Source organism: Streptomyces sp. NBC_00252 (assembly GCF_036187565.1).
Classification (GTDB): Bacteria; Actinomycetota; Actinomycetes; order Streptomycetales; family Streptomycetaceae; genus Streptomyces.
In genome coordinates, this window is sequence record NZ_CP108087.1 from 6,660,842 (window position 1) to 6,680,999 (window position 20,158).

Genomic DNA, 20,158 nt, shown 5'->3' on the forward strand with positions numbered 1-20,158 from the left:
GAACTCAATGTCGTTCATCGGCCGTGACATGGCTGTCGACCTCGGGACCGCCAACACGCTGGTGTACGTCAGGGGTCGCGGGATCGTACTCAACGAGCCGTCCGTCGTCGCGATCAACACCAACACCGGTGGCATTCTCGCGGTCGGCTCCGAAGCCAAGAAGATGATCGGGCGGACGCCGGGCAACATCGTTGCCGTGCGCCCGCTGAAGGACGGCGTCATCGCCGACTTCGAGATCACCGAGCGCATGCTCCGCTACTTCATCCTGAAGATCCACAAGCGGCGCTACCTCGCCCGTCCTCGCGTCGTCGTCTGCGTGCCCTCGGGCATCACGGGCGTCGAGCGCCGTGCCGTCATCGAGGCGTCGTCCCAGGCCGGCGCCCGCCAGGTGCACATCATCGAGGAGCCCATGGCCGCGGCCATCGGTTCCGGCCTGCCGGTCCACGAGGCCACGGGCAACATGGTGGTGGACATCGGCGGCGGCACCACGGAGGTCGCGGTCATCTCGCTCGGTGGCATCGTCACCGCCCAGTCCATCCGCGTCGCGGGCGACGAGTTGGACAACGCGATCATCCAGCACATCAAGAAGGAGTACTCGCTCCTTCTGGGTGAGCGGACGGCTGAGCAGATCAAGATCACGATTGGTTCCGCGTACGACCTCGACGACGACCAGCACACCGAAATCCGCGGCCGGGACCTGGTCTCCGGTCTGCCCAAGACCGTTGTCATCTCCGCCGGCGAAGTCCGCAAGGCGATCGAAGAGCCCGTCAACGCGATCGTCGACGCGGTGAAGACGACCCTCGACAAGTGCCCGCCGGAGCTGTCCGGCGACATCATGGACCGAGGAATCGTTCTGACCGGCGGCGGAGCCCTGTTGAAGGGTCTGGACGAGCGGCTGCGCCGGGAGACCGGGATGCCGATCCACATCGCCGAGGACCCGCTGGACAGCGTGGCGCTCGGCTCCGGCAAGTGTGTCGAGGAGTTCGAGGCGCTGCAGCAGGTCCTCGACGCCCAGCCGCGCAGATGACGTAACGCTTCGATTCCGCCGTACGGGATGATCTCCTCTCGTGCGGCGGATCGTTGATATGGAGGCATAGGCTCCGTCATGAGCCTCCGCCCACGACCCACCACACCTGCATACCTGTACCTCTGCACATTTCTATGAGGAAGGCACGGCCGCCGCACGTGAGGGACACACGAGAGAGCCGGCTGCTCCTGGTGCTGCTGATCGCCGTAGCGTTCGCGTTGATCACGGTGGACATCCGGGGAGGGCAGGACTCGCCGGTCGACGGAGCCCGCCGGGCCGCGGCCACCGTGTTCGGTCCGATCGAGAACGGCGTGTCGTCGGCCGTCGACCCGGTGGGCAACGCGGTCTCCGCGGTCCGCGACTCGGGTGAGCGGAACGACCGGCTCGCCGTCCTGGAGAAGGAGAACGCGGCCCTCAAGGCGAAGCTCGGCAGCGACGACCGCAACCGCAGCCGCCTGACCCAGCTCGACACGATGCTGAAGGTGGCCGGCGAGGGCCAGTACGGCATCAAGGGCGCCCAGGTCATCGCGATAGGAGCCGCCCAGAGCTTCTCCTGGACGATCACCATCGACGTCGGCGCCAACGACGGCATCAAGCGCGACATGACCGTCCTGAACGGCAACGGACTCGTCGGCCGTGTCACCACCGTCGGCCCCGACGCCTCCACCGTCCTCCTCGCCAACGACCCCGACTTCACCGTCGGCACCCGGATGGAGGGCAGCGACGAACTCGGCTTCGCCTCCGGCGAGGGCGACGGCCCGCTCCGCGTCGAACTCCTCAACGGCAAGGCCGAGGTCAAGAAGGGCGACCGTCTGGTCACCTTCGGTTCGCAGGCCGACAAGCCGTTCGTGCCCGGCGTCCCGGTCGGTGTCGTCTCCCGCGTCGACCCCTCCGGCGGCGGCCTGACCCGCACGCTGTACGTCACGCCGTACGTCAACTTCACCAAGCTCGACATCGTCGGCGTGGTCGTGGAGGCCCCGAAGAAGGACCCGCGTGACACGGTCCTGCCCGCGAAGCCCAAGCCGACCCCGACCCCGACGGTGACCGTCACGGTCACCCCGTCCGCGAACGCGCCGGTCGACGGCCAGCAACAGCAGTAGGAGCTCATCCCCATGCGTGTCAACCGGATCCTCCTCTCCGCGCCGCTGGTCGTCGTCGCCCTGGTGATCCAGGTGAGCGTCCTCGCCCGCCTGCACCTCCCGGGCGCGGTCCCCGACCTGCTGCTCCTCACGGTCCTCGGCCTGGCCATGGTCTACGGCCATGTCGCGGGCGCCCTCATCGGCTTCGGCGCGGGCCTCCTCGCCGACCTGGCCCCGCCCGCCGACCACGCGGCCGGCCGGTACGCCCTCGTCCTGTGCGTCATCGGCTACCTCGCGGGCCTGGCCAAGCCGGAGAACGGCCGCCTGAAGTCGGCGACCGGCCCGATGGCCGTCGTGGTCGCCGCCGCGATCGGCGCCACCCTGCTCTACGCCGGTGTCGGCGCCCTCGTCGGCGACACCGCCGCCCGCCATGTCGGCCTGGTCAGCCTGCTGTTCACGGCCTCGCTGTACGACCTGCTGCTCGCCCCGTTCGTGGTCCCCGGGATCATGGCGCTGGCCCGGCGCGCCGACAACGACCCGCTCGCGGAGACGAACGCGGCCAAGTCGGCCGACATCTCCTCGGGTTGGCTCTCCTCCGGCACCGGCCTGAAGATCGGCGGCCAGCGCGGCGGCCTGAAGCTGAAGACCGCTCGCGCCCGCGTGGCCCGTGCGGGACGTATCAAGGGGGTCAAGAGGCTTTGATCTCCGGGGAGTTGGCGTACGGCCTCACAGGCAGTTCGTATATGACTCATACACGCGTCGACGCGTACACGTCCTGAGAGGGGGAGGCAGCACCACATGACCAACATCCCGGAGACCGGTCGGACTCCACGGGTTCAGATCAGGCTCGTCGTCATCCAGATTCTCGTCCTCTCCCTCCTCGGCACCCTCGGCGGGCGCCTCTGGTACCTGCAGATCCGCGAGGGTTCCGCCTACCAGAAGGAAGCGTCCGGCAACCACGTCCAGCAGGTCGTCGAGCCCGCGGTGCGCGGTTCGATACTGGACGCGCGCGGTGTGCCCCTCGCCGACAACGAGACCCGGCTCGTGGTCTCCGCCTCCCGCACCGACCTGCTGAAGCAGGCGGACGACGGCAGGGCCGTCCTCACCAAGCTGGCCGGTGTGCTCGGGCTGAAGCCCGCGGACGTCATCCAGAAGGTCCGGCTGTGCGACGCGAAGACCCCGCAGCCCTGCTGGAACGGCTCGCCCTACCAGCCGATCCCGATCACCGACGAGGCCACCGCCAAGCAGGCCCTGCAGATCCGCGAGCGCGCCGAGGACTTCCCCGGCATCACCGCCGAGCCCGAGGCCGTACGGCGCTACGCGGCTCCCGGTGACGCCAACGCGGCCCAGGTGCTGGGCTATCTCTCGCCGGTCACCGACGACGAGATCACCCAGGCCAAGGACAGCGACTCGCCGTACCTCCGCTCCGACCAGGTCGGCCGCTCCGGCCTGGAGCGCGAGTACGACAAGCAGCTGCGCGGCAAGGCCGGCGTCACCCGCTACGAGGTCGACAACCTCGGCCGCGTCATCGGCAAGGCCAAGTCCGATGCCCCGGAGCCCGGTTCGAACCTCGTCACCAGCATCGACTCCCGTGTGCAGCGCGTCGCCGAGTACCAGCTCGACAAGGCGATGAAGAGCGCCCGCCAGCAGTTCGACAAGATCACCGGCGAGAACTACAAGGCCGACTCCGGTGCCGTCGTCGTGATGGAGGCCAAGACCGGCCGGGTCGTCGCCATGGCGTCCGCGCCGACGTACGACCCGAACGTCTGGGTCGGCGGCATCTCCGCCAAGGACTACAAGCAGCTCACCGGCAAGAACTCCGACTACCCGCTGCTGAACCGGGCCATACAGGGTCAGTCGGCGCCCGGTTCGACGTTCAAGGTGGTCTCCACGGCCGCCGCGATCGAGGCCGGCTACAAGTGGGACGGCGGCTACCCCTGCACGAGTTCGTACTCGGTGGGCGGCCAGGTCTTCAAGAACTTCGAGGGCGAGAACTTCGGCCCGATCTCCATCGGCCGCGCCTTGGAGGTCTCCTGCGACACGGTCTTCTACGGCCTCGCCGACGCCCAGTGGAAGAAGGACGGCGGCATCAACCCGAAGAAGGGTGAGCCGAAGGACTACTTCTACAAGGCGGCCCACCAGTTCGGCCTGGGCAAGGTCACCGGAGTCGACCTCCCGAACGAGGTCACCGGCCGCGTCCCGGACCGCAAGTGGAAGCAGGAGACCTGGGAGGCCAACAAGGCCTATTGGTGCAAGACCGGCAAGAAGGGCGGCACGTACGTCCAGCAGATCGCGTACGAGAACTGCCTCGAGGGCAACAAGATGCGCGAGGGCGACTCGATCAACTACTCCATCGGCCAGGGCGACACCCTCGTCACGCCGATCCAGGAGGCCATGATCTACGGCGCGCTCGCCAACGGCGGCACCGAGTACGTCCCCACCATCGGCAAGGCGATCGTCAGCGCCGACGGCAAGACGGTCCAGGAGATCAAGCCGCAGGTGAAGGCGAAGCTGCCGATCAGCGCGGCCACCCACAAGGGCATCGACAAGGCCCTCGCGGGCGTGGTCACCAGCGGTACCGCCGCCTGGAAGTTCCAGGGCTGGCCGCAGGACAAGATCGAGCTGCACGCCAAGACAGGTACGGCGGAGGTCTACGGCAAGCAGACCACCTCCTGGTTCGCCACCTACACCAAGGACTACACGGTCGTCATGACGATCGCGCAGGCCGGTACGGGTTCCGGCGCCTCCGGTGAGGCCGTGCGCAACATCTACAACGCGATGTACGGCGTCCAGGCCGACGGCTCCATCGACAAGAAGAAGGCGATGCTGCCCACGCCGCAGACGAGCCTCCCGAAGGTCCGCGCCGACGGCACGATCGCCTCCCCGAAGATCACCGCCGACCCGGCCAAGGAGCTGGAGAAGCAGCAGGAGAAGGCGACCGAGCAGGGCGTCAACGCCACGGACGACACCCAGCCGCCCGCCACCTCGCCGACGAACACGACCAACAGCAACACCCGCAGGCGTCCGCGCAGAAGGGGTGGCCGGAGGATGCTCACATGACCGGCAACAGCTTCTCCGTCTCCGGATACGGGCCCGAACGGGCCGGCTGGACACGGGTCTTCGCCCGTGACTCGCTGGCCCGCCGGCTGGACTGGCCGATACTGCTGTCGGCGATCGGCCTGTCCCTGATCGGCTCGCTGCTGGTCTTCTCGGCGACCCGCAACCGCACCGAGATCAACCAGGGCGACCAGTACTACTTCCTGATCCGGCACCTGATGAACACCGGCATCGGCATCGCCCTGATGATCGGCGTCATCTGGGTCGGCCACCGCACCCTGCGCGTCGTCGTCCCGTTCCTCTACGGCGCCTCGGTGTTCGGCATCCTGCTGGTGCTGACCCCGCTCGGCTCCACGGTCAACGGCGCGCACTCCTGGATCGTGCTCGGCGGCGGATTCTCGCTCCAGCCCTCGGAGTTCGTGAAGATCACGATCATCCTGGGCATGGCGATGATCCTCGCCGCCCGGGTCGACGCGGGCGACAAGCCCTACCCCGACCACCGCACGGTCCTCCAGGCCCTCGGCCTCGCCTCGGTCCCGATGATGATCGTCATGCTGATGCCCGACCTCGGCTCGGTCATGGTCATGGTCATCATCGTGCTCGGCGTCCTGCTCGCCTCCGGCGCCTCCAACCGCTGGGTCTTCGGCCTCCTCGGCGCGGGCACCCTGGGCGCGATCGCCGTGTGGCAGCTGCACTTCCTGGACGAGTACCAGATCGCCCGCTTCGCCGCCTTCGCCAACCCGAGCCTCGACCCGGCGGGCGTCGGTTACAACACCAACCAGGCCCGCATCGCGATCGGCTCCGGCGGTCTCACCGGCGAGGGTCTGTTCCACGGATCGCAGACAACAGGCCAGTTCGTCCCCGAACAGCAGACGGACTTCGTCTTCACCGTCGCGGGCGAGGAGTTGGGCTTCGTCGGCGCGGGCCTGATCCTCGTCCTGCTGGGCGTGGTCCTGTGGCGCGCCTGCCGCATCGCCCGCGACTCGACCGAGCTCTACGGCACGATCGTCGCCGCCGGAATCGTCGCCTGGTTCGCCTTCCAGGCCTTCGAGAACGTCGGCATGACCCTCGGCATCATGCCGGTGACCGGTCTGCCACTGCCCTTCGTGTCCTACGGCGGCACATCGATGTTCGCCGTGTGGCTCGCGGTGGGGCTGCTCCAGTCGATCCGCGTGCAGCGCCCGATGTCCGCTTAGCCCGTTCTTCACCCCGTCATGACCGCCCCATTTACCCGGGTTTCCCGGGGGTTCATTTCGGACGCCCCCTGTCATCTCGGCTGGTCGGCAACTAGATTCGGTGCATGGCGGACACACAGCGGGAGATCGAGCGCAAGTACGAGTCCGACGACAGCGGTCTGCCCGACCTGACCGCCGTCGCCGGCGTCGCGACCGTCATCGACAAGGGCGTCATGAACCTCGACGCCGTGTACTACGACACGGCCGACGAACGCCTCGCCGCCGCCGCGCTCACCCTGCGCCGCCGCACCGGCGGCTCCGACGCGGGCTGGCACCTGAAGGTGCCGGTCGCGCCCGGCGTCCGCGACGAGATCCGGGAACCCCTCTCCGACACCGTGCCCCGCACCCTCGCGGGCCTGGTCCGGGCCCGCGTCCGCGAGGCCGAGCTGGCGCCGGTCGTCCGCCTGCGCTCCGACCGCGACGTCCGCCACCTCGTCGACGCCGAGGGCAAGCTCCTCGCCGAGGTCAGCGTGGACGCCGTCCGCGCGGAGCGCCTCACCGAGGGCGGCGGCACCGCCCAGTGGACCGAGATCGAGGTCGAACTCGCCGACGGCGGCGACCCGGTGTTCCTCGACAAGGTGGAGAAGCGGCTGCGCAAGGCGGGCGTACGGCCGTCCTCGTCGTCCTCCAAGCTGGCCAGGGCGCTGCGGGAGACGGCTCCCAGGTCCGCGAAGAAGAAGCGGAAGGCGTCCTCGGCCGCCCCGCAGGACCCGGTCACCGCGGGCGACCACGTCCTCGCCTACGTCCGCGCCCAGCGCGACGCGCTCCTCGAACTCGACCCGGCCGTACGGCAGGACGCGCACGACTCGGTGCACCGGATGCGGGTCGCCACCCGGCGGCTGCGCAGCACGTTCCGGTCGTTCGGGAAGGTCCTCGACCGCGGGGTCACCGACCCGATCGGCGAGGAACTCAAATGGCTGGCAGGGGAGTTGGGGGTCGACCGGGACCGCGAGGTGATGACCGAGCGGCTGGCGACGGTCCTCGGCGAACTGCCCCGCACCCTGATCTCGGGCCCGATCCGCACCCGGCTGCGCACCTGGGCCAACGCCCGGCGCGGCGGCTCGCGGCGCCGGCTGATCGGCGTCCTCGACTCCAAGCGGTACCTCGCGCTCCTCGACACCCTGGACGCGGTGATCGCCGAACCGCCCCTGCTGCCGGACGCCGCGGGCAAGCCGGAGAAGGTGATCACCAAGGCCGTACGCAAGGACTTCGGGAAGGTCTCCGCGCTCGTCGAGGAGGCGATGGAGGCGCCGCCCGGCGCGGACCGTGACCTCGCGCTGCACGAGGCGCGCAAGAAGGCGAAGCGCACGCGGTACGCGGCGGAGGCGGCGACCCCGGCGCTCGGCGCTTCGGCCCGCGCGCTCACCAAGTCGATGAAGTCGCTGACCAGCCTGCTCGGTGAGCACCAGGACAGCGTGATGGTCCGGGTGACCCTGCGGGAGCTGTCCGCGGTGGCGCACGCGGCGGGGGAGAGCTCCTTCACGTACGGGGTGCTGTACGGGCGCGAGGAGCAGCGGGCGGCCGGGGTGGAGGCGGCCCTCCCGGAGGCGTGGCGGGCGATCGTGGCCGAGGGGCCAGTCCAGGTGTGACCGCTGGTGCGTACGGGTGAGGTCCGGGATCGCGTTAGTCTGGATGGTCACCCGTCCGTTCAGTCCCGCTCACGAAGGTTCGCGAGATGCCTGCCGAAGTCGCTGCGGCCGCAGAGTCCGTGTTTCCGCAGCTCGAAGCCCTGCTCCCGCACGTGCAGAAGCCGATCCAGTACGTCGGCGGCGAGCTCAACTCCACCGTCAAGCCGTGGGATTCGTGCGACGTCCGCTGGGCGCTCATGTACCCGGACGCCTACGAGGTCGGCCTGCCCAACCAGGGCGTCATGATCCTCTACGAGGTCCTGAACGAACAGGAGGGCGTCCTCGCCGAGCGCACGTACAGCGTGTGGCCGGACCTGGAGGCGCTGATGCGGGAGCACAAGGTCCCGCAGTTCACGGTCGACAGTCACCGCCCGGTGGGCGCGTTCGACGTGTTCGGCCTGAGCTTCTCCACCGAACTCGGCTACACCAACATGCTCACGGCCCTGGACCTGGCGGGCATCCCGCTGGAGTCGAAGGACCGGACGCTCGACGACCCGATCGTGCTGGCCGGCGGCCACGCGGCCTTCAACCCCGAGCCGATCGCCGACTTCATCGACGCGGCGATCATCGGCGACGGCGAGCAGGCCGTGCTCGACATGACGAAGATCATCCGCGGCTGGAAGGCGGAGGGCCGCCCGGGCGGCCGCGAGGAGGTCCTCTTCCGCCTCGCGAAGACGGGTTCGGTCTACGTCCCGGCCTTCTACGACGTCGAGTACCTGCCGGACCACCGCATCGCGCGCGTCGTACCGAACAAGAGCGGTGTCCCGTGGCGGGTGTCGAAACACACCGTCATGGACCTCGACGAATGGCCGTACCCGAAGCAGCCGCTGGTGCCGCTCGCCGAGACGGTCCATGAGCGGATGTCGGTCGAGATCTTCCGCGGCTGCACGCGCGGCTGCCGTTTCTGCCAGGCCGGCATGATCACGCGCCCGGTGCGGGAGCGGTCGATCACCGGCATCGGCGAGATGGTCGAGAAGGGCCTCAAGGCGACCGGCTTCGAGGAGGTCGGCCTGCTGTCGCTCTCCTCGGCGGACCACTCCGAGATCGGCGAGATCGCGAAGGGCCTCGCGGACCGCTACACGGACGACAAGGTCGGCCTGTCCCTCCCGTCGACCCGCGTGGACGCGTTCAACGTCGACCTGGCGAACGAACTGACGCGCAACGGACGGCGATCGGGCCTCACCTTCGCCCCCGAGGGCGGCTCCGAGCGCCTCCGCAAGGTCATCAACAAGATGGTCTCGGAAGAGGACCTGATCCGCACGGTCTCCACGGCGTACGGCAACGGCTGGCGCCAGGTGAAGCTGTACTTCATGTGCGGCCTCCCGACCGAGACCGACGAGGACGTCCTGCAGATCGCCGACATGGCGATGAACGTGATCGCCGAGGGCCGCAAGGTCTCCGGCCAGAACGACATCCGCTGCACGGTCTCCATCGGCGGCTTCGTCCCCAAGCCCCACACGCCGTTCCAGTGGGCCCCGCAGCTGAGCGCGGAGGAGACGGACGCCCGCCTCACCAAGCTCCGCGACAAGATCCGCGGCGACAAGAAGTACGGCCGCTCGATCGGCTTCCGCTACCACGACGGCAAGCCCGGCATCGTAGAAGGCCTGCTCTCCCGCGGCGACCGCCGCATCGGCGCGGTCATCCGCGCGGTCTACGAGGACGGCGGCCGCTTCGACGGCTGGCGCGAGCACTTCTCCTACGACCGCTGGATGCGCTGCGCCGAGAAGACGCTGCCCGCCTTCGGCGTCGACGTCGACTGGTACACCACCCGTGAGAAGACCTACGAGGAGGTCCTCCCCTGGGACCACCTCGACTCGGGCCTCGACAAGGACTGGCTCTGGGAGGACTGGCAGGACGCCCTCGACGAGACAGAGGTCGAGGACTGCCGGTGGACACCGTGCTTCGACTGCGGGGTCTGCCCGCAGATGGACACCCAGATCCAGATCGGCCCGACCGGCAAGAAGCTGCTGCCGCTGACGGTGAAGCAGCCTGCGGGGAGCGGACACACGCACTGAGGTGTGTGCTCGCCCCCTGTCGCGGGCGTGGTGCCGCTTCAAGGGTGATGACCTGCGCGGATGGTCGCCGCAGGTCGCTTTCGGCACACCCATGGGCGGGACGGCTGTCGCTGGCTAGAGTCGTCCCGTCACAGCTTGTCGGGGGAGTGGCATGAGCTCGGCCGGCGATGCCGGCGTCCTGGGGAGGGCTTGCAGCACATGAGTCGTCGCGCCAGCGGATTTGTCGGCGTCTGGGCCGAGATGCAACGGCAGCAGCAGCGCCAGCGGGAGGCCGAGGCAAGACAGCAGCGGGAGCACGCGCGGCAGGCCAACGCCTATCAGCGGCATGTCGCGCAGAGCCACAAGGAGTTCCGGCACGCCGAGGCCAGGCGGCGCACCGAGGAACTCGAAGCGCAGGTCGTCGCCCTGCAGGGGCTGCTGGCCGCCGGCTGCCGGGCACCCGCCTTCCGAGCGTCCTCGCTCATGCGGTCCGCGGACCTGCAGCCCTTCGCTCCCGGGCCGCTGGCCACGCCCCTCCCGATGCCGGATCCGAACCAGTACCGGGCCCAGGGCGGCTGGACCGCGAACCGGCGCGCACAGGCAGAGGCCGAGGCGCGGGCCCGCTTCGAGCGGGACCGGCAGGCGGCACAGGCCGCGGAGGCCCAGCGGCAGCACCAGCTGGCGGCCTACCAGCGCGAGCACACACGGTGGGCGGAGACACAGCTGGCGGAGGTGCGCCGCCACAACGCGGGCATCACCGAGGTGACCGAAGGGGTCAGGGGACGCGATCCCGAGTCCGTCGTCGAGTACTTCACGGCCGCCCTCTACTCGTCCGGGGCATGGCCCGAGGGCTTCCCCCGGCAGGTCGTGGCCGCCTACGACCCGGCGGCGCGGCAACTGGTCCTCGACTGGCAGCTGCCGTCGTACGACGTCGTGCCCGAGAGCAAGTCGGTGCGGTACATGCCGACCCTCGACCAGGACAAGGAGACGCCCCGTCCGGTGGGGCAACGGCGGGCGCTGTACCGGGAGATCGTCGCGCAGTGCATGCTGCTCGTCCTGCACGAGCTGTTCGCGGCGGACGAGTTCGGCGCGCTGGAGACCGTCGCGGCGAACGGTTTCGTGGACGACCACGATCCGGCGACCGGGCGGCAGGCCCACATCTTCCTCGCCACCGTCATGGCCGAGCGGTCCGTGTTCTCCGGCCTCCACCTGGAGCAGGTGGACGCGGTCAGCTGCCTGACGGACGGCCTTCGCGGGCAGCTCGCCGCCCGGCCCGACCAACTGGGTTCCGTACGGCCGGCCCGGACGCCCGAGGACGTGGGCAACCGTGTCGTCACCCACGGCGGCGACGAGGAACCGGACCTGTACGAGATGGACCCGATCGCCTTCGAGTCACTGGTCGCCGAGCTCTTCCGGGCCATGGGGATGCAGGCGGTCACGACCCAGCGCTCGAACGACGGCGGCGTGGACGTCGACGCCCTGGACCCCACGCCGATACGGGGCGGCAAGATCGTCGTCCAGGTGAAGCGCTACCGCAACACGGTGCCGCCCACGGCCGTACGCGATTTGTACGGCACCGTCCAGGACGCCGGTGCCAACAAGGGTGTCCTGGTGACGACCGCGGGGTTCGGCCCCGGCTCCTACAACTTCGCCAACGGCAAGCCCCTGGAACTCATCTCGGGCAGCGAACTCATCGACCTGCTGCACCGGCACGGACTGCGCGGACGCCTCGGGGGAGGCGGCCGGCCGGCGCGGCCCCGTCCCTCGGCGGCCACCACCCCGCCCGCCGACTACAACGTGCTGGGCATGTCCTGGTCCGGCCGGGTCGCGCTCGACGTGTGCGCGCTCGTCTGTGCCGGCAACAGGGTCCTCAGCGACGACCACTTCGTGTTCTTCAACAACCCGCGGACCCCGGACGGCGCGGTGTGCGCCCTGCCGGCCACGCCTCCCGACAAGGCCGCGATCCGTGTCTCCTTCGACGCGCTGCCCGCGAATGCGGACCGGTTGGTCCTCGTGGCCGCCGTCGACCCCGAGGTGAACCCGGAGGCCGACCTCTCCGGGTTCACCGACGCCCGCATCCGGTTGCTCGACCCCGCGATGACGGAACTCGGCCGTCTCGAGGTCTCCGACGGGCGGCCCCGGGAGACCGCCCTGGTCCTCGGCTCCTTCCGGCGCAGGGGCAGCGGCGACTGGGACTTCGTGCTCGGCGGCAAGGGGTACGCGGGCGGGCTTGAGCAGTTGATCCGGGACTACGGGATCGACGTGGACTGACGCCCTACACACTGCCGTGCCCGACCGCTGAACCCCCCGACTCTCAGCCGGAGTTGGGGCCGTAGATCGCCGCGATGTCCTTCGAGCCCGCCCAGCCGCTGTAGGTGGGGGACTGGGGCCAGCCGGCGGGGGAGTCCTGCCATTCCTCCTGGCGGCCGTAGGGCAGGAGGTCGATCAGGGAGAAGGTGTGGGTGAGCTGCTCGGTGCCGCGGCCTGTGGTGTGCCAGGTGCGGTAGACGGTGTCGCCGTCGCGGAGGAAGACGTTGACGGCGAAGCCGCCGTCCGGCGGGGCGCCCACGTCCGTGCCGAAGGGGCTGTTCGCGGTCGAGTACCAGGGCATGCGGTTGCCGACGCGCTCCTTGTAGGCGAGGGCCTCGTCGATCGGGCCCTGGGTGACGATGACGAACCGGGCGTCGTAGTTGTCCAGGAACTCCAGGCGGGTGAACTGCGAGGTGAACCCCGTGCAGCCCGGGCACTGCCATTCCTTGCCGGCGAACCACATGTGGTTGTAGACGATCAACTGGCGCTTGCCGTCGAAGAGTTCAGCCAGGCGTACGGGGCCGTCCTCGCCGTCGAGGGTGTAGTCGGGCATCTCCACCATCGGCAGCCGACGACGCTCGGCGGCGATGGCGTCCAGCTCCCGGGTCGCGGCCTTCTCGCGGCTACGGAGAGCCGCGAGCTGGGACTCCCATGTCGCGGTGTCCACGACGGGCGGCAGTGCGTCGGCGGTCATGATCCCTCACAGAGCTCGTGGTGTGGGCAGGGCTGTCCCCTGCTACGGGGTAGACCCCACCGGGGTGCGGAACTCATCGGTGGGCGCCGGGGCGGGCCGTGGCGGGGTGTGGGAGCCTGGGCGGCATGGGGGAAGCGTCTGTCGACCAGGCCGTCATGGGATTTCTGGCGGCGATCAAGGTGGGTGACGTCTGCCACGGGACAGTTGCGGCGGTCTCCCGGTCCACGATGTCGGTGACACTGGACGGCTTCGCCGCTCAACCGCTCGGCGTGGTGGGGCCGTTGGACCGTCCCTGGGGCCGGAGCTTCTCCGACGTCGCCGTGGTCGGGCGGAGGGTCAGCGGTGAGGTGGTCGCCGTGGATCCGGACGAGGGGCGGGTACGGATGTCGATGGCGGCCACGGAGAACCCGGAACTCTGGGCGTTCCTCAAGCAGTTGCGTCGCGGGGTGACGCTGACCGGCACGGTGGCGTCGATCGAGTCGTTCGGTGTGTTCGTGGCGCTGGACGACGGACCCGAGCATCCGGTCTATCCCGGCGTCGGCTTCATCACGTATCCCGAGCTGTCCTGGAGTCATTTCGAGGCGGGCTCCGATGTTGTCCAGGTCGGGCAGCGGGTGACGTGCGAGTTCCTGCAGTTCGACACCTGGAACGGGGAAGCCCGGCTGTCCCTCCGGGCGACACAGCCCGACCCCTTCCAGGCGTTCGCCGACGGCATCACGGCGGGGCGGACCCTGCGGGGGCGGGTGACCAAGGTGTTCCCGTTCGCCGTCTTCGTCGCGGTCGGTGCAGGTGTCGAGGGGTGCGTGCCCCTGCGGGAGCTCGGTGCGGCGCCGGGGGTCCCGCCTGAGGACGTGGTGCGGGTGGGGGAGGAGATCTCCGTGACCGTCAAGGAGATCGACCGGGAGCGACGCCGGTTGACCTTGTCGCGGCGGTCGGTGTGACAAGGGGTTCGCGCCGCTGACGGCTGGTTGAGGGCGGGTGTGGTGCGGGTCGTCGTATTAGGGCCGTGACGCGACGCTGCCGCGCCTGGCCCGGGCGAAGGTTCATCAGGAGGAGCTGCTCAAGGGCGGCCCGGTGCCGTACTCGGTCGTCCGGGCCACGCAGTTCATGGAGTTCATGGACGAGACCCTCGCGATGGCGACCGACGTCGACACCGTCCGGCTGCCGTGTACGCCGGTCCAGCCGATCGCCGCCGCGGAGGTCGCCGCCATCGCCGCCGAGGTCGCCGCGGGCATGTTCGCCGCCGCCCCCCCGGAGACGTCCTCACCGCTCCGGAGGGCGCCCGTATCGCCGCCACGCACTGCACGGACTGGCTCGCGGCCCGCTGACTCGCTTACGCCAAGGGTGAGTTGGGGGTCCCGGCCGTGTGCAGGGATCCCAGTCGGGCCAGGGCCGCCGCGTCCGTCGTGTCCGGTTCCGCCGTGCCCACCAGGAGGCACTGGCCGGGGGTGCTCTGCACGTCGAACGTCTGGTACGTGAGCGTGATGCGGCCCACGTCCGGGTGGTTGAAGGTCTTGGTCTGGCGGCCGGGTCTGCTGACGCTGTGCTGACGCCACAGTGTCGCGAACTCCTCGCTGTCACTGAGGAGTTCGGCGATCAGGGAGCCGAGTGCACGGTCGTCACGGTCGTGGCCCGTGGCCAGCCGCAGCGCCTCGGCGGAGCAGCGGGCGACGTGCGGCCAGTCGGCGAAGAGTTCGCGGGCCGCCGGGTCAAGGAACAGGGACCGGACCATGCGGCGACGGTCGCCCAGGGGCGCGAGCAGCGCGTCGGCCAGCGGGTTCGACGCGAGGACCTCCAGGCGCCGGTTGATGACGTACGCCGCCGCCGTAGGGAACCCGTGCATCAGCTGGAGCAGCGCCGGGTCCACCTCGTCGGACGGCCCGTCCGGGACGGGCCTCGGGACCAGGCCCGCCAGGCGGTACGCGTGCCAGCGGGCGTCCGTGTCGAGGCGCAGGGCGCGGGCGATGGCGTCGACGACCTGGCCCGAGGGGCTGCGCTCGCGGCCCTGCTCCAGCCGGGCGTAGTAGTCGGCGCTGACCCCGGCCAGCACGGCGACCTCCTCGCGCCGCAGCCCGGCCACCCGGCGCGCCCCTGAACTGGGAAAACCCACCTCCGCGGGCGTCAGCCGAGAACGCCGCGCCCGCAGGAAGTCACCGAGCGGGTAACCGTCCGAACCGTCCATGCCGTCCATTCCAAAAGCCTACGGCGCCCTCGCGCTTCCTAGGAGTGGCGCACCCCGGAAGCCCCGTCCTGCCTCATCGGGCCGATCCCGCCGATGCTCGGAGGGCACGGAAGGCACGGCGAGCGCGATGGATACCGCCGCGTGGACCGGCTTTCACCGGCTTACCTCGAAGGGCTGCACCCATGACCACCACCGTCCCCTCCACCACCGGCCCCGGCAAGGCCGTCCTGGTCACCGGCGCGAGCAGCGGCATCGGCGAGGCCACCGCCCGGCTGCTGGCCGCCGCCGGGCACCGGGTGTTCCTCGGCGCCCGGCGCGCAGACCGCCTCGCCGCCCTGGCCGAGGAGATCCGGGCGGACGGCGGCACGGCCGACCACCGCGAGCTGGACGTGACCAGCCTGGAAAGCGTCCAGGACTTCGTGCGGGCCGCGCACGCGTCGTACGGCCGGGTCGACGTGCTCGTCAACAACGCGGGCGTGATGCCCCTGGCGGTGCTGGAGGCGCTGAAGGTCGACGAGTGGAACCGCATGATCGACGTGAACATCCGGGGCGTGCTGCACGGCATCGCCGCGGTGCTGCCCGTCATGCGCGAGCAGGGCGCGGGGCACATCGTGAACGTCGCCTCCGTCGCCGGGCACCGCGTCGATCCGACCGCGGCCGTCTACTGCGCCACCAAGTACGCCGTCCGCGCCATCTCCGAAGGCCTGCGCCAGGAGAGCCGCGACCTCCGCGTCACCGTGATCAGCCCCGGCCTGACCCGGAGCGAACTGACCGACGGCATCGACGACGTGGACATGCGCGCGTTCGCCGACAAGATGATGGCCATCGCGATCCCGGCCGCCGCGATCGGCGAGGCGATCGTCTACGCCGTCAACCAGCCCGCCGAGGTCGACGTCAACGAGATCGTCGTCCGGCCCACGGCGCAGGCCTGAAGTCCCTTCGGCAGCAAGGGAGTTACCTGCTGGTCGGTGACGCCGGCGGGTAACTCGGGTGCAGGGAGGGGGAGAGCGGGTCCAGGCCCGCGCACAGCGCCGTGGGGAAGGCGGGTTCCGCGCGGTGCACGGCCGTACAGCCGCCCGTCGCGCTCGATGTGATCGGCGCCCAGCCGGCGGGCTTGGCGCGGAAGAACCAGCGGTCGCCCAGCCGGGACGCGCAGCCCGACGGGGTCGCGGTCGTGTCGCCGCAGACCGGGCCCGTACGCCAGGAGAAGTCGAGCACCAGCCACTTGCCGTCGCAGTGTTCCGCGTCGCGGTAGGTGTGCGCGGGGGCATCGGCCGCGATCAGCGCCTGGTCGTAGGAGGCGCTGGTGCAGCCGGTGGCCGGCGGGTGGCAGCCGAGTTCCCCGCACAGGCGCAGGGCGGGCAACGTGGCGCCGTCGGTGGTGAATTGGTTGTCGAGGTCGACGACCAGTTTCTGGTCGCCCAGGGGCCGGGGCAGCCGGACGCTCGTCGAGGCCGACCGTTCCTTGGTGCAGCCGGAGCTTCTGTCCCCCGAGGGGGAGGAGAAGGTGATCTGGACCCACACGGTGTTGTTCTCGGTGTCGGTGACCACGGCCTTGAGCGCCCGCACACACGGTTTCCTGCCGTCGGGGACCTGGGCGGTCACGGTCAACGTGCGCTGATCGGCAGCCAGTCGGGCCCCCGTGACCCGGGAGGGCTGCCCCGTGGTCCAGGGGATCGACCCGGTCGGCGTCGCCCCGTCCGTACCGCCCGCGACCTGTGTCCCGCAGGCGGCGAGGAACAGTACGGCCGCTACGGCGCAGAGGGCGGCCAGCACGGCCGCCCCACGTGTTCTGACTGGTCCCACGAGCGCTCAATCCCCCCGGATCGCACGGACATCGACCGAGGCCTCTCACGTAGGGGCCTCAAGTGCGCACCCAAATATAGGGAGTTCAGTGCGCGGCGACCCACTCGGCCACCGTCGTGACCTCCGCCTGCCTCGGGAACACCTTCTCCATGAGGACGCCGTGGACCTCCGGGTCGTTGTCGAGGCAGCCGTCGGACAGGACGGTGAGGGTGAAGTCCAGGTCGGCGGCCTGGCGGAGGGTGGACAGGACGACGCCGCTGGTGGCGATGCCCGTCAGGACCAGGTGGTCGATGCCCTTCGCCCGCAGCACCACGTCGAGGTCGCTGCCGGCGAACGCGCTGACACGGCGCTTGGTGACGAGGATGTCGTCGGGGCCGGGGGCCACGTCCGGGTGGATCTCGTTGGCCTGGGCCGAAGCGGGGGCGCCCGCGAGCCTGCCGAACATCTTGTTGCGGGGGCTGATCTCCGGGGCGCCGGGACGGAATCCGACGGTCACATAGATCACGGGGACGCCGTGCGCGCGTGCCGTGTCGATCGCCTCGCGCAGGCGGGGCAGATACGCCGGGTCCGGGTAGCGGTCCACGATCATCTGCTGGACGTCCATGACGAGGAGGGCTTGCTGGGACACGGCGGGCCTTTCGTACGGGGGGCGGAGGGGGGAGGGCGAGGTGACGGTGAGATGGCGGGCTAAGTCATCAGGTGATTACTTGCCTAACGTAACCACGCCCTGTAGTCATGTCAACGAGTGATGACTTGACCTGGGCGAGGGTGCTGGAGGGAGGCCGCCGGTGGTGACGGGTGAGACGCGTGACGAGGGTGAGGCGAGCGAGGGCGAGGGCGACGTGCGCCGTCGGCGGGACGCGGCGGCGACCCGGCAGGCACTCCTGGAGGCCGCGAGCAGCCGCTTCACCCGACTCGGCTACGACCGCACGACGCTGCGGGACGTGGCCGCCGACGTCGGGGTCAACCTGGCCCTGATCAAACGGTACTTCGACTCCAAGGAGGGCCTCTTCAAAGCGGCCCTCGCCTCGACTCCCCGCTTCCTGGGCCGAGATGAGGAATTCCCCGCGGACCGCGCCGGCCTCGCCGAGGCACTCAGCCGCCAACTGTCCGCCGGCGCCTGGCCGGAGTTCGGCGAACACCCCGTGCTGATGCTCCTGCGCGGCTCCGGCGACGAACGCGTCGACGCCCTGCGCCGCAGGGCCCTGGACGACTACAGCCACCAGATCCTCCAGGCGTCCGGCGAGGGCCCGGCGGGGGACGACGACGAACGCCTGCTGCGCGCGGAACTCCTCGTGGCCCTCGGCGTGGGCGTCGCCGTCGTACGCTCCGCCGTGGGCCTGCGCCCCCTGCGTGACGCGACCGCCGCCCAACTGGCCGCGCCACTGCGGGAGATCGTCGACGCGCTCCTGTCGCCGCCCGCCGACCCCTACCCTTGACCGATGCCTGAACTGATCCTGCCCGACGCGCGGTTCCGGGTGTCCTTCCTGGACGCCGTGCACGAGCACATCGCCGAGGACGACTTCTTCGGCGGCACGCTCGCGCGCGAACTGCGGGAGCACGGCAGTGCGTGGCAGCGGCCGGAGGGCTTCGAACGGTACGTCGAGGCGGTACGGCAGGAGGAGGCCGAGGACGGGCGGCGGCCCGAGGGGTTCGTGCCCAACACCTGGTACTGGTACGTGGACGGCGACACCTACCTCGGCCGGATCCAGGTCCGCCACCGGCTCACCCCCTGGCTCCTCGACTACGGCGGTCACATCGGATACGGCGTCCGGCCCGGGGCCCGGCGCCGGGGGCACGCGACCGCGATGCTGCGTGACGTACTGCCGTACGCCCACGCGCTGGGTCTTGACCCGGTCCTCGTGACCTGCGATGTCACCAACATCGCGTCCCGCAAGGTGATCGAGGCCGCCGGCGGCGAGTTCGAGGACGAGCGGGACGGGAAACTGCGCTACTGGATACGAACAGGGCGCTGACGCGTCCTGATGGATATGGACGCCCCTGTGCACTTCGAGAAGCCGCCCCCCGCGCGGCCGTCGCCGCAACCGCCCGAGGGGTGTCTCGCCGTCGCGATCCGCGTGCCGGTGCGCATCGTCGTGCTCGTGCTCGTCGTGCCGGTGCGGCTGGTGTGGGACGGGCTGGTGGTCAGCGGGCGGTTCCTCTACCGGACCGTGCTGCGGCCGGTGGCACGCGCGGTGTTCGTGTGGCCGTGGGTGGCGCTGTGGCGTTACGTGGTGGTGCCGCTGGCCAAGGCGCTCGGCCGGCTCGCCACCGTTCTTCTCCTGGTACCGCTCGGCTGGCTGTACCGGTATGTGCTCACCCCGGTCGGGCACGGCCTCGCCTGGGTCGCCGGGCGGATCGCGGCCGGGCTGGTGTGGGTCCACACGCGCGTGCTCACTCCCGTCGGGCACGCGTGCGCGTGGGTCCTCAACGGGGTCGCCGCCGGTGTGGCGTGGGTCGCCGGCGGGGTGACCGCCGTCCTGGCCTGGCTCGGGCGGTATCTGCTGGTCGTGCCCGCCGGGTGGCTGTACGCCTGGGTCCTCGCGCCGGTCGGGCGGGCGCTCGCCTGGTGCGGGCGGGGTGTGGTGTGGCTGGTGAAGGCGGTCGGTACCGGGATCGGTGTCGTCCTGTACTGGACCGCCCGGATTCTGCTCGTGCTGCCCGCGATCGGCCTCTGGCGCTGGGTGCTGACCCCGGTCGGGCGCGTGCTCGCGGTCATCGGGCGGGAGGTCTGGGACGCCCTCGGGCACGCCTGGCGGATCGCCGGGCACATCTCCCTCGCCGTGGGGCGGGTCCTCGCGACCCTCTTCCGGTGGATCTTCGTCGAGCCCGTGAGCTGGGTGTACCGGACGGTCCTCACCCCGGTCGGACACGTCGTACGGGACCTCGTGCTGCGGCCCGCCGCCGAGGCCGCACGCGCTGTGGGACGGGTCACCCGGCAGGTGCTGACCGCCGTCCGTGACTCCGCCCGGCAGGCCCGCGCCGACTTCCGGCGCATGGTTTTCGGCGAGCCGCAGGTACCCCGGCCGGTGGAGCCGCGGGAACCGATGGGCGACGAGACACGTACTCTTGGTAGAAGTACGACCGTTCTCACGAAGGACTAGGACACTGGGCAAGCGACAGCCCGAAGGCCCGCCGCCCGCACC

At 70.4% G+C, this 20,158-nt stretch carries 17 protein-coding genes and 1 pseudogene; 14 read left to right on the top strand and 4 right to left on the bottom strand.

Annotation, left to right across the window (positions count from 1 at the left end; genetic code table 11):
- Positions 1 to 7 precede the first annotated feature (7 nt).
- The 8 genes from OHT77_RS29505 (at position 8) to OHT77_RS29540 (ending at position 12,291) form a co-directional block, all read left to right on the top strand.
- Positions 8 to 1,027, top strand: coding sequence for a rod shape-determining protein (locus OHT77_RS29505; protein WP_019065566.1), 1,020 nt, complete (start codon positions 8 to 10; stop codon positions 1,025 to 1,027).
- 158 nt (positions 1,028 to 1,185) lie between these two features.
- Positions 1,186 to 2,127 carry a rod shape-determining protein MreC gene (gene mreC / locus OHT77_RS29510; RefSeq protein ID WP_328831443.1) on the top strand — a complete coding sequence of 314 codons (942 nt, stop codon included), beginning with the start codon at positions 1,186 to 1,188 and terminating at the stop codon, positions 2,125 to 2,127.
- Between the two features lie 12 nt (positions 2,128 to 2,139).
- Positions 2,140 to 2,808, top strand: a complete 669-nt coding sequence (mreD, locus tag OHT77_RS29515; protein WP_266768656.1) for a rod shape-determining protein MreD — start codon at positions 2,140 to 2,142, stop codon at positions 2,806 to 2,808.
- A gap of 96 nt (positions 2,809 to 2,904) precedes the next feature.
- Complete coding sequence (mrdA, locus tag OHT77_RS29520) at positions 2,905 to 5,166, top strand: penicillin-binding protein 2 (RefSeq protein WP_328831444.1); 2,262 nt, start codon at positions 2,905 to 2,907, stop codon at positions 5,164 to 5,166.
- Positions 5,163 to 6,359, top strand: coding sequence for a rod shape-determining protein RodA (rodA, locus tag OHT77_RS29525; RefSeq protein WP_328831445.1), 1,197 nt, complete (start codon positions 5,163 to 5,165; stop codon positions 6,357 to 6,359). Before mrdA ends, rodA begins: the two co-directional genes overlap by 4 nt.
- Positions 6,360 to 6,463: 104 nt before the next feature.
- Complete coding sequence (locus OHT77_RS29530) at positions 6,464 to 7,987, top strand: CYTH and CHAD domain-containing protein (protein ID WP_328831446.1); 1,524 nt, start codon at positions 6,464 to 6,466, stop codon at positions 7,985 to 7,987.
- Positions 7,988 to 8,073: 86 nt separating this feature from the next.
- Positions 8,074 to 10,041, top strand: coding sequence for a TIGR03960 family B12-binding radical SAM protein (locus tag OHT77_RS29535; RefSeq protein WP_328831447.1), 1,968 nt, complete (start codon positions 8,074 to 8,076; stop codon positions 10,039 to 10,041).
- 198 nt (positions 10,042 to 10,239) lie between these two features.
- Positions 10,240 to 12,291 (top strand): restriction endonuclease, encoded by a 2,052-nt coding sequence (locus tag OHT77_RS29540; protein ID WP_328831448.1) that lies wholly within the window; start codon positions 10,240 to 10,242, stop codon positions 12,289 to 12,291.
- A gap of 43 nt (positions 12,292 to 12,334) precedes the next feature.
- Here OHT77_RS29540 and OHT77_RS29545 read toward each other — a convergent pair whose 3' ends face one another.
- Complete coding sequence (locus OHT77_RS29545) at positions 12,335 to 13,024, bottom strand: DUF899 domain-containing protein (protein ID WP_328831449.1); 690 nt, start codon at positions 13,022 to 13,024, stop codon at positions 12,335 to 12,337.
- Between the two features lie 125 nt (positions 13,025 to 13,149).
- On the opposite strand from OHT77_RS29545, the gene OHT77_RS29550 reads away from it, so the two are divergent.
- Both OHT77_RS29550 and OHT77_RS29555 read left to right on the top strand, forming a co-directional pair.
- Entirely contained in the window at positions 13,150 to 13,965 is an 816-nt protein-coding gene (locus tag OHT77_RS29550; RefSeq protein WP_328831450.1) for a S1 RNA-binding domain-containing protein, read from the top strand.
- Positions 13,966 to 14,056: 91 nt separating this feature from the next.
- Positions 14,057 to 14,352, top strand: a pseudogene (locus tag OHT77_RS29555) (LysR family transcriptional regulator); the annotation flags it as partial.
- A gap of 5 nt (positions 14,353 to 14,357) precedes the next feature.
- Here the strand turns inward: OHT77_RS29555 and OHT77_RS29560 are convergent.
- Positions 14,358 to 15,206 (bottom strand): helix-turn-helix domain-containing protein, encoded by an 849-nt coding sequence (locus OHT77_RS29560; RefSeq protein WP_328834376.1) that lies wholly within the window; start codon positions 15,204 to 15,206, stop codon positions 14,358 to 14,360.
- 182 nt (positions 15,207 to 15,388) lie between these two features.
- On the opposite strand from OHT77_RS29560, the gene OHT77_RS29565 reads away from it, so the two are divergent.
- Entirely contained in the window at positions 15,389 to 16,138 is a 750-nt protein-coding gene (locus OHT77_RS29565) for an SDR family oxidoreductase (RefSeq protein WP_328831451.1), read from the top strand.
- Positions 16,139 to 16,160: 22 nt separating this feature from the next.
- Here OHT77_RS29565 and OHT77_RS29570 read toward each other — a convergent pair whose 3' ends face one another.
- On the bottom strand, positions 16,161 to 16,982 hold the full coding sequence (locus tag OHT77_RS29570; protein ID WP_328834377.1) for a hypothetical protein: 822 nt from the start codon (positions 16,980 to 16,982) through the stop codon (positions 16,161 to 16,163).
- A gap of 115 nt (positions 16,983 to 17,097) precedes the next feature.
- On the bottom strand, positions 17,098 to 17,640 hold the full coding sequence (locus tag OHT77_RS29575) for a cysteine hydrolase family protein (protein WP_266768644.1): 543 nt from the start codon (positions 17,638 to 17,640) through the stop codon (positions 17,098 to 17,100).
- Positions 17,641 to 17,803: 163 nt separating this feature from the next.
- Between OHT77_RS29575 and OHT77_RS29580 the strand changes: the two genes are divergently transcribed.
- From OHT77_RS29580 to OHT77_RS29590, 3 genes are read left to right on the top strand one after another with little or no spacing between them, the layout of a single operon-like run.
- Positions 17,804 to 18,451, top strand: coding sequence for a TetR/AcrR family transcriptional regulator (locus OHT77_RS29580; protein ID WP_328831452.1), 648 nt, complete (start codon positions 17,804 to 17,806; stop codon positions 18,449 to 18,451).
- 3 nt (positions 18,452 to 18,454) lie between these two features.
- Complete coding sequence (locus OHT77_RS29585) at positions 18,455 to 18,988, top strand: GNAT family N-acetyltransferase (protein WP_328831453.1); 534 nt, start codon at positions 18,455 to 18,457, stop codon at positions 18,986 to 18,988.
- A 15-nt stretch (positions 18,989 to 19,003) separates the two neighbouring features.
- On the top strand, positions 19,004 to 20,116 hold the full coding sequence (locus tag OHT77_RS29590; RefSeq protein WP_328831455.1) for a hypothetical protein: 1,113 nt from the start codon (positions 19,004 to 19,006) through the stop codon (positions 20,114 to 20,116).
- Positions 20,117 to 20,158: the final 42 nt, after the last annotated feature.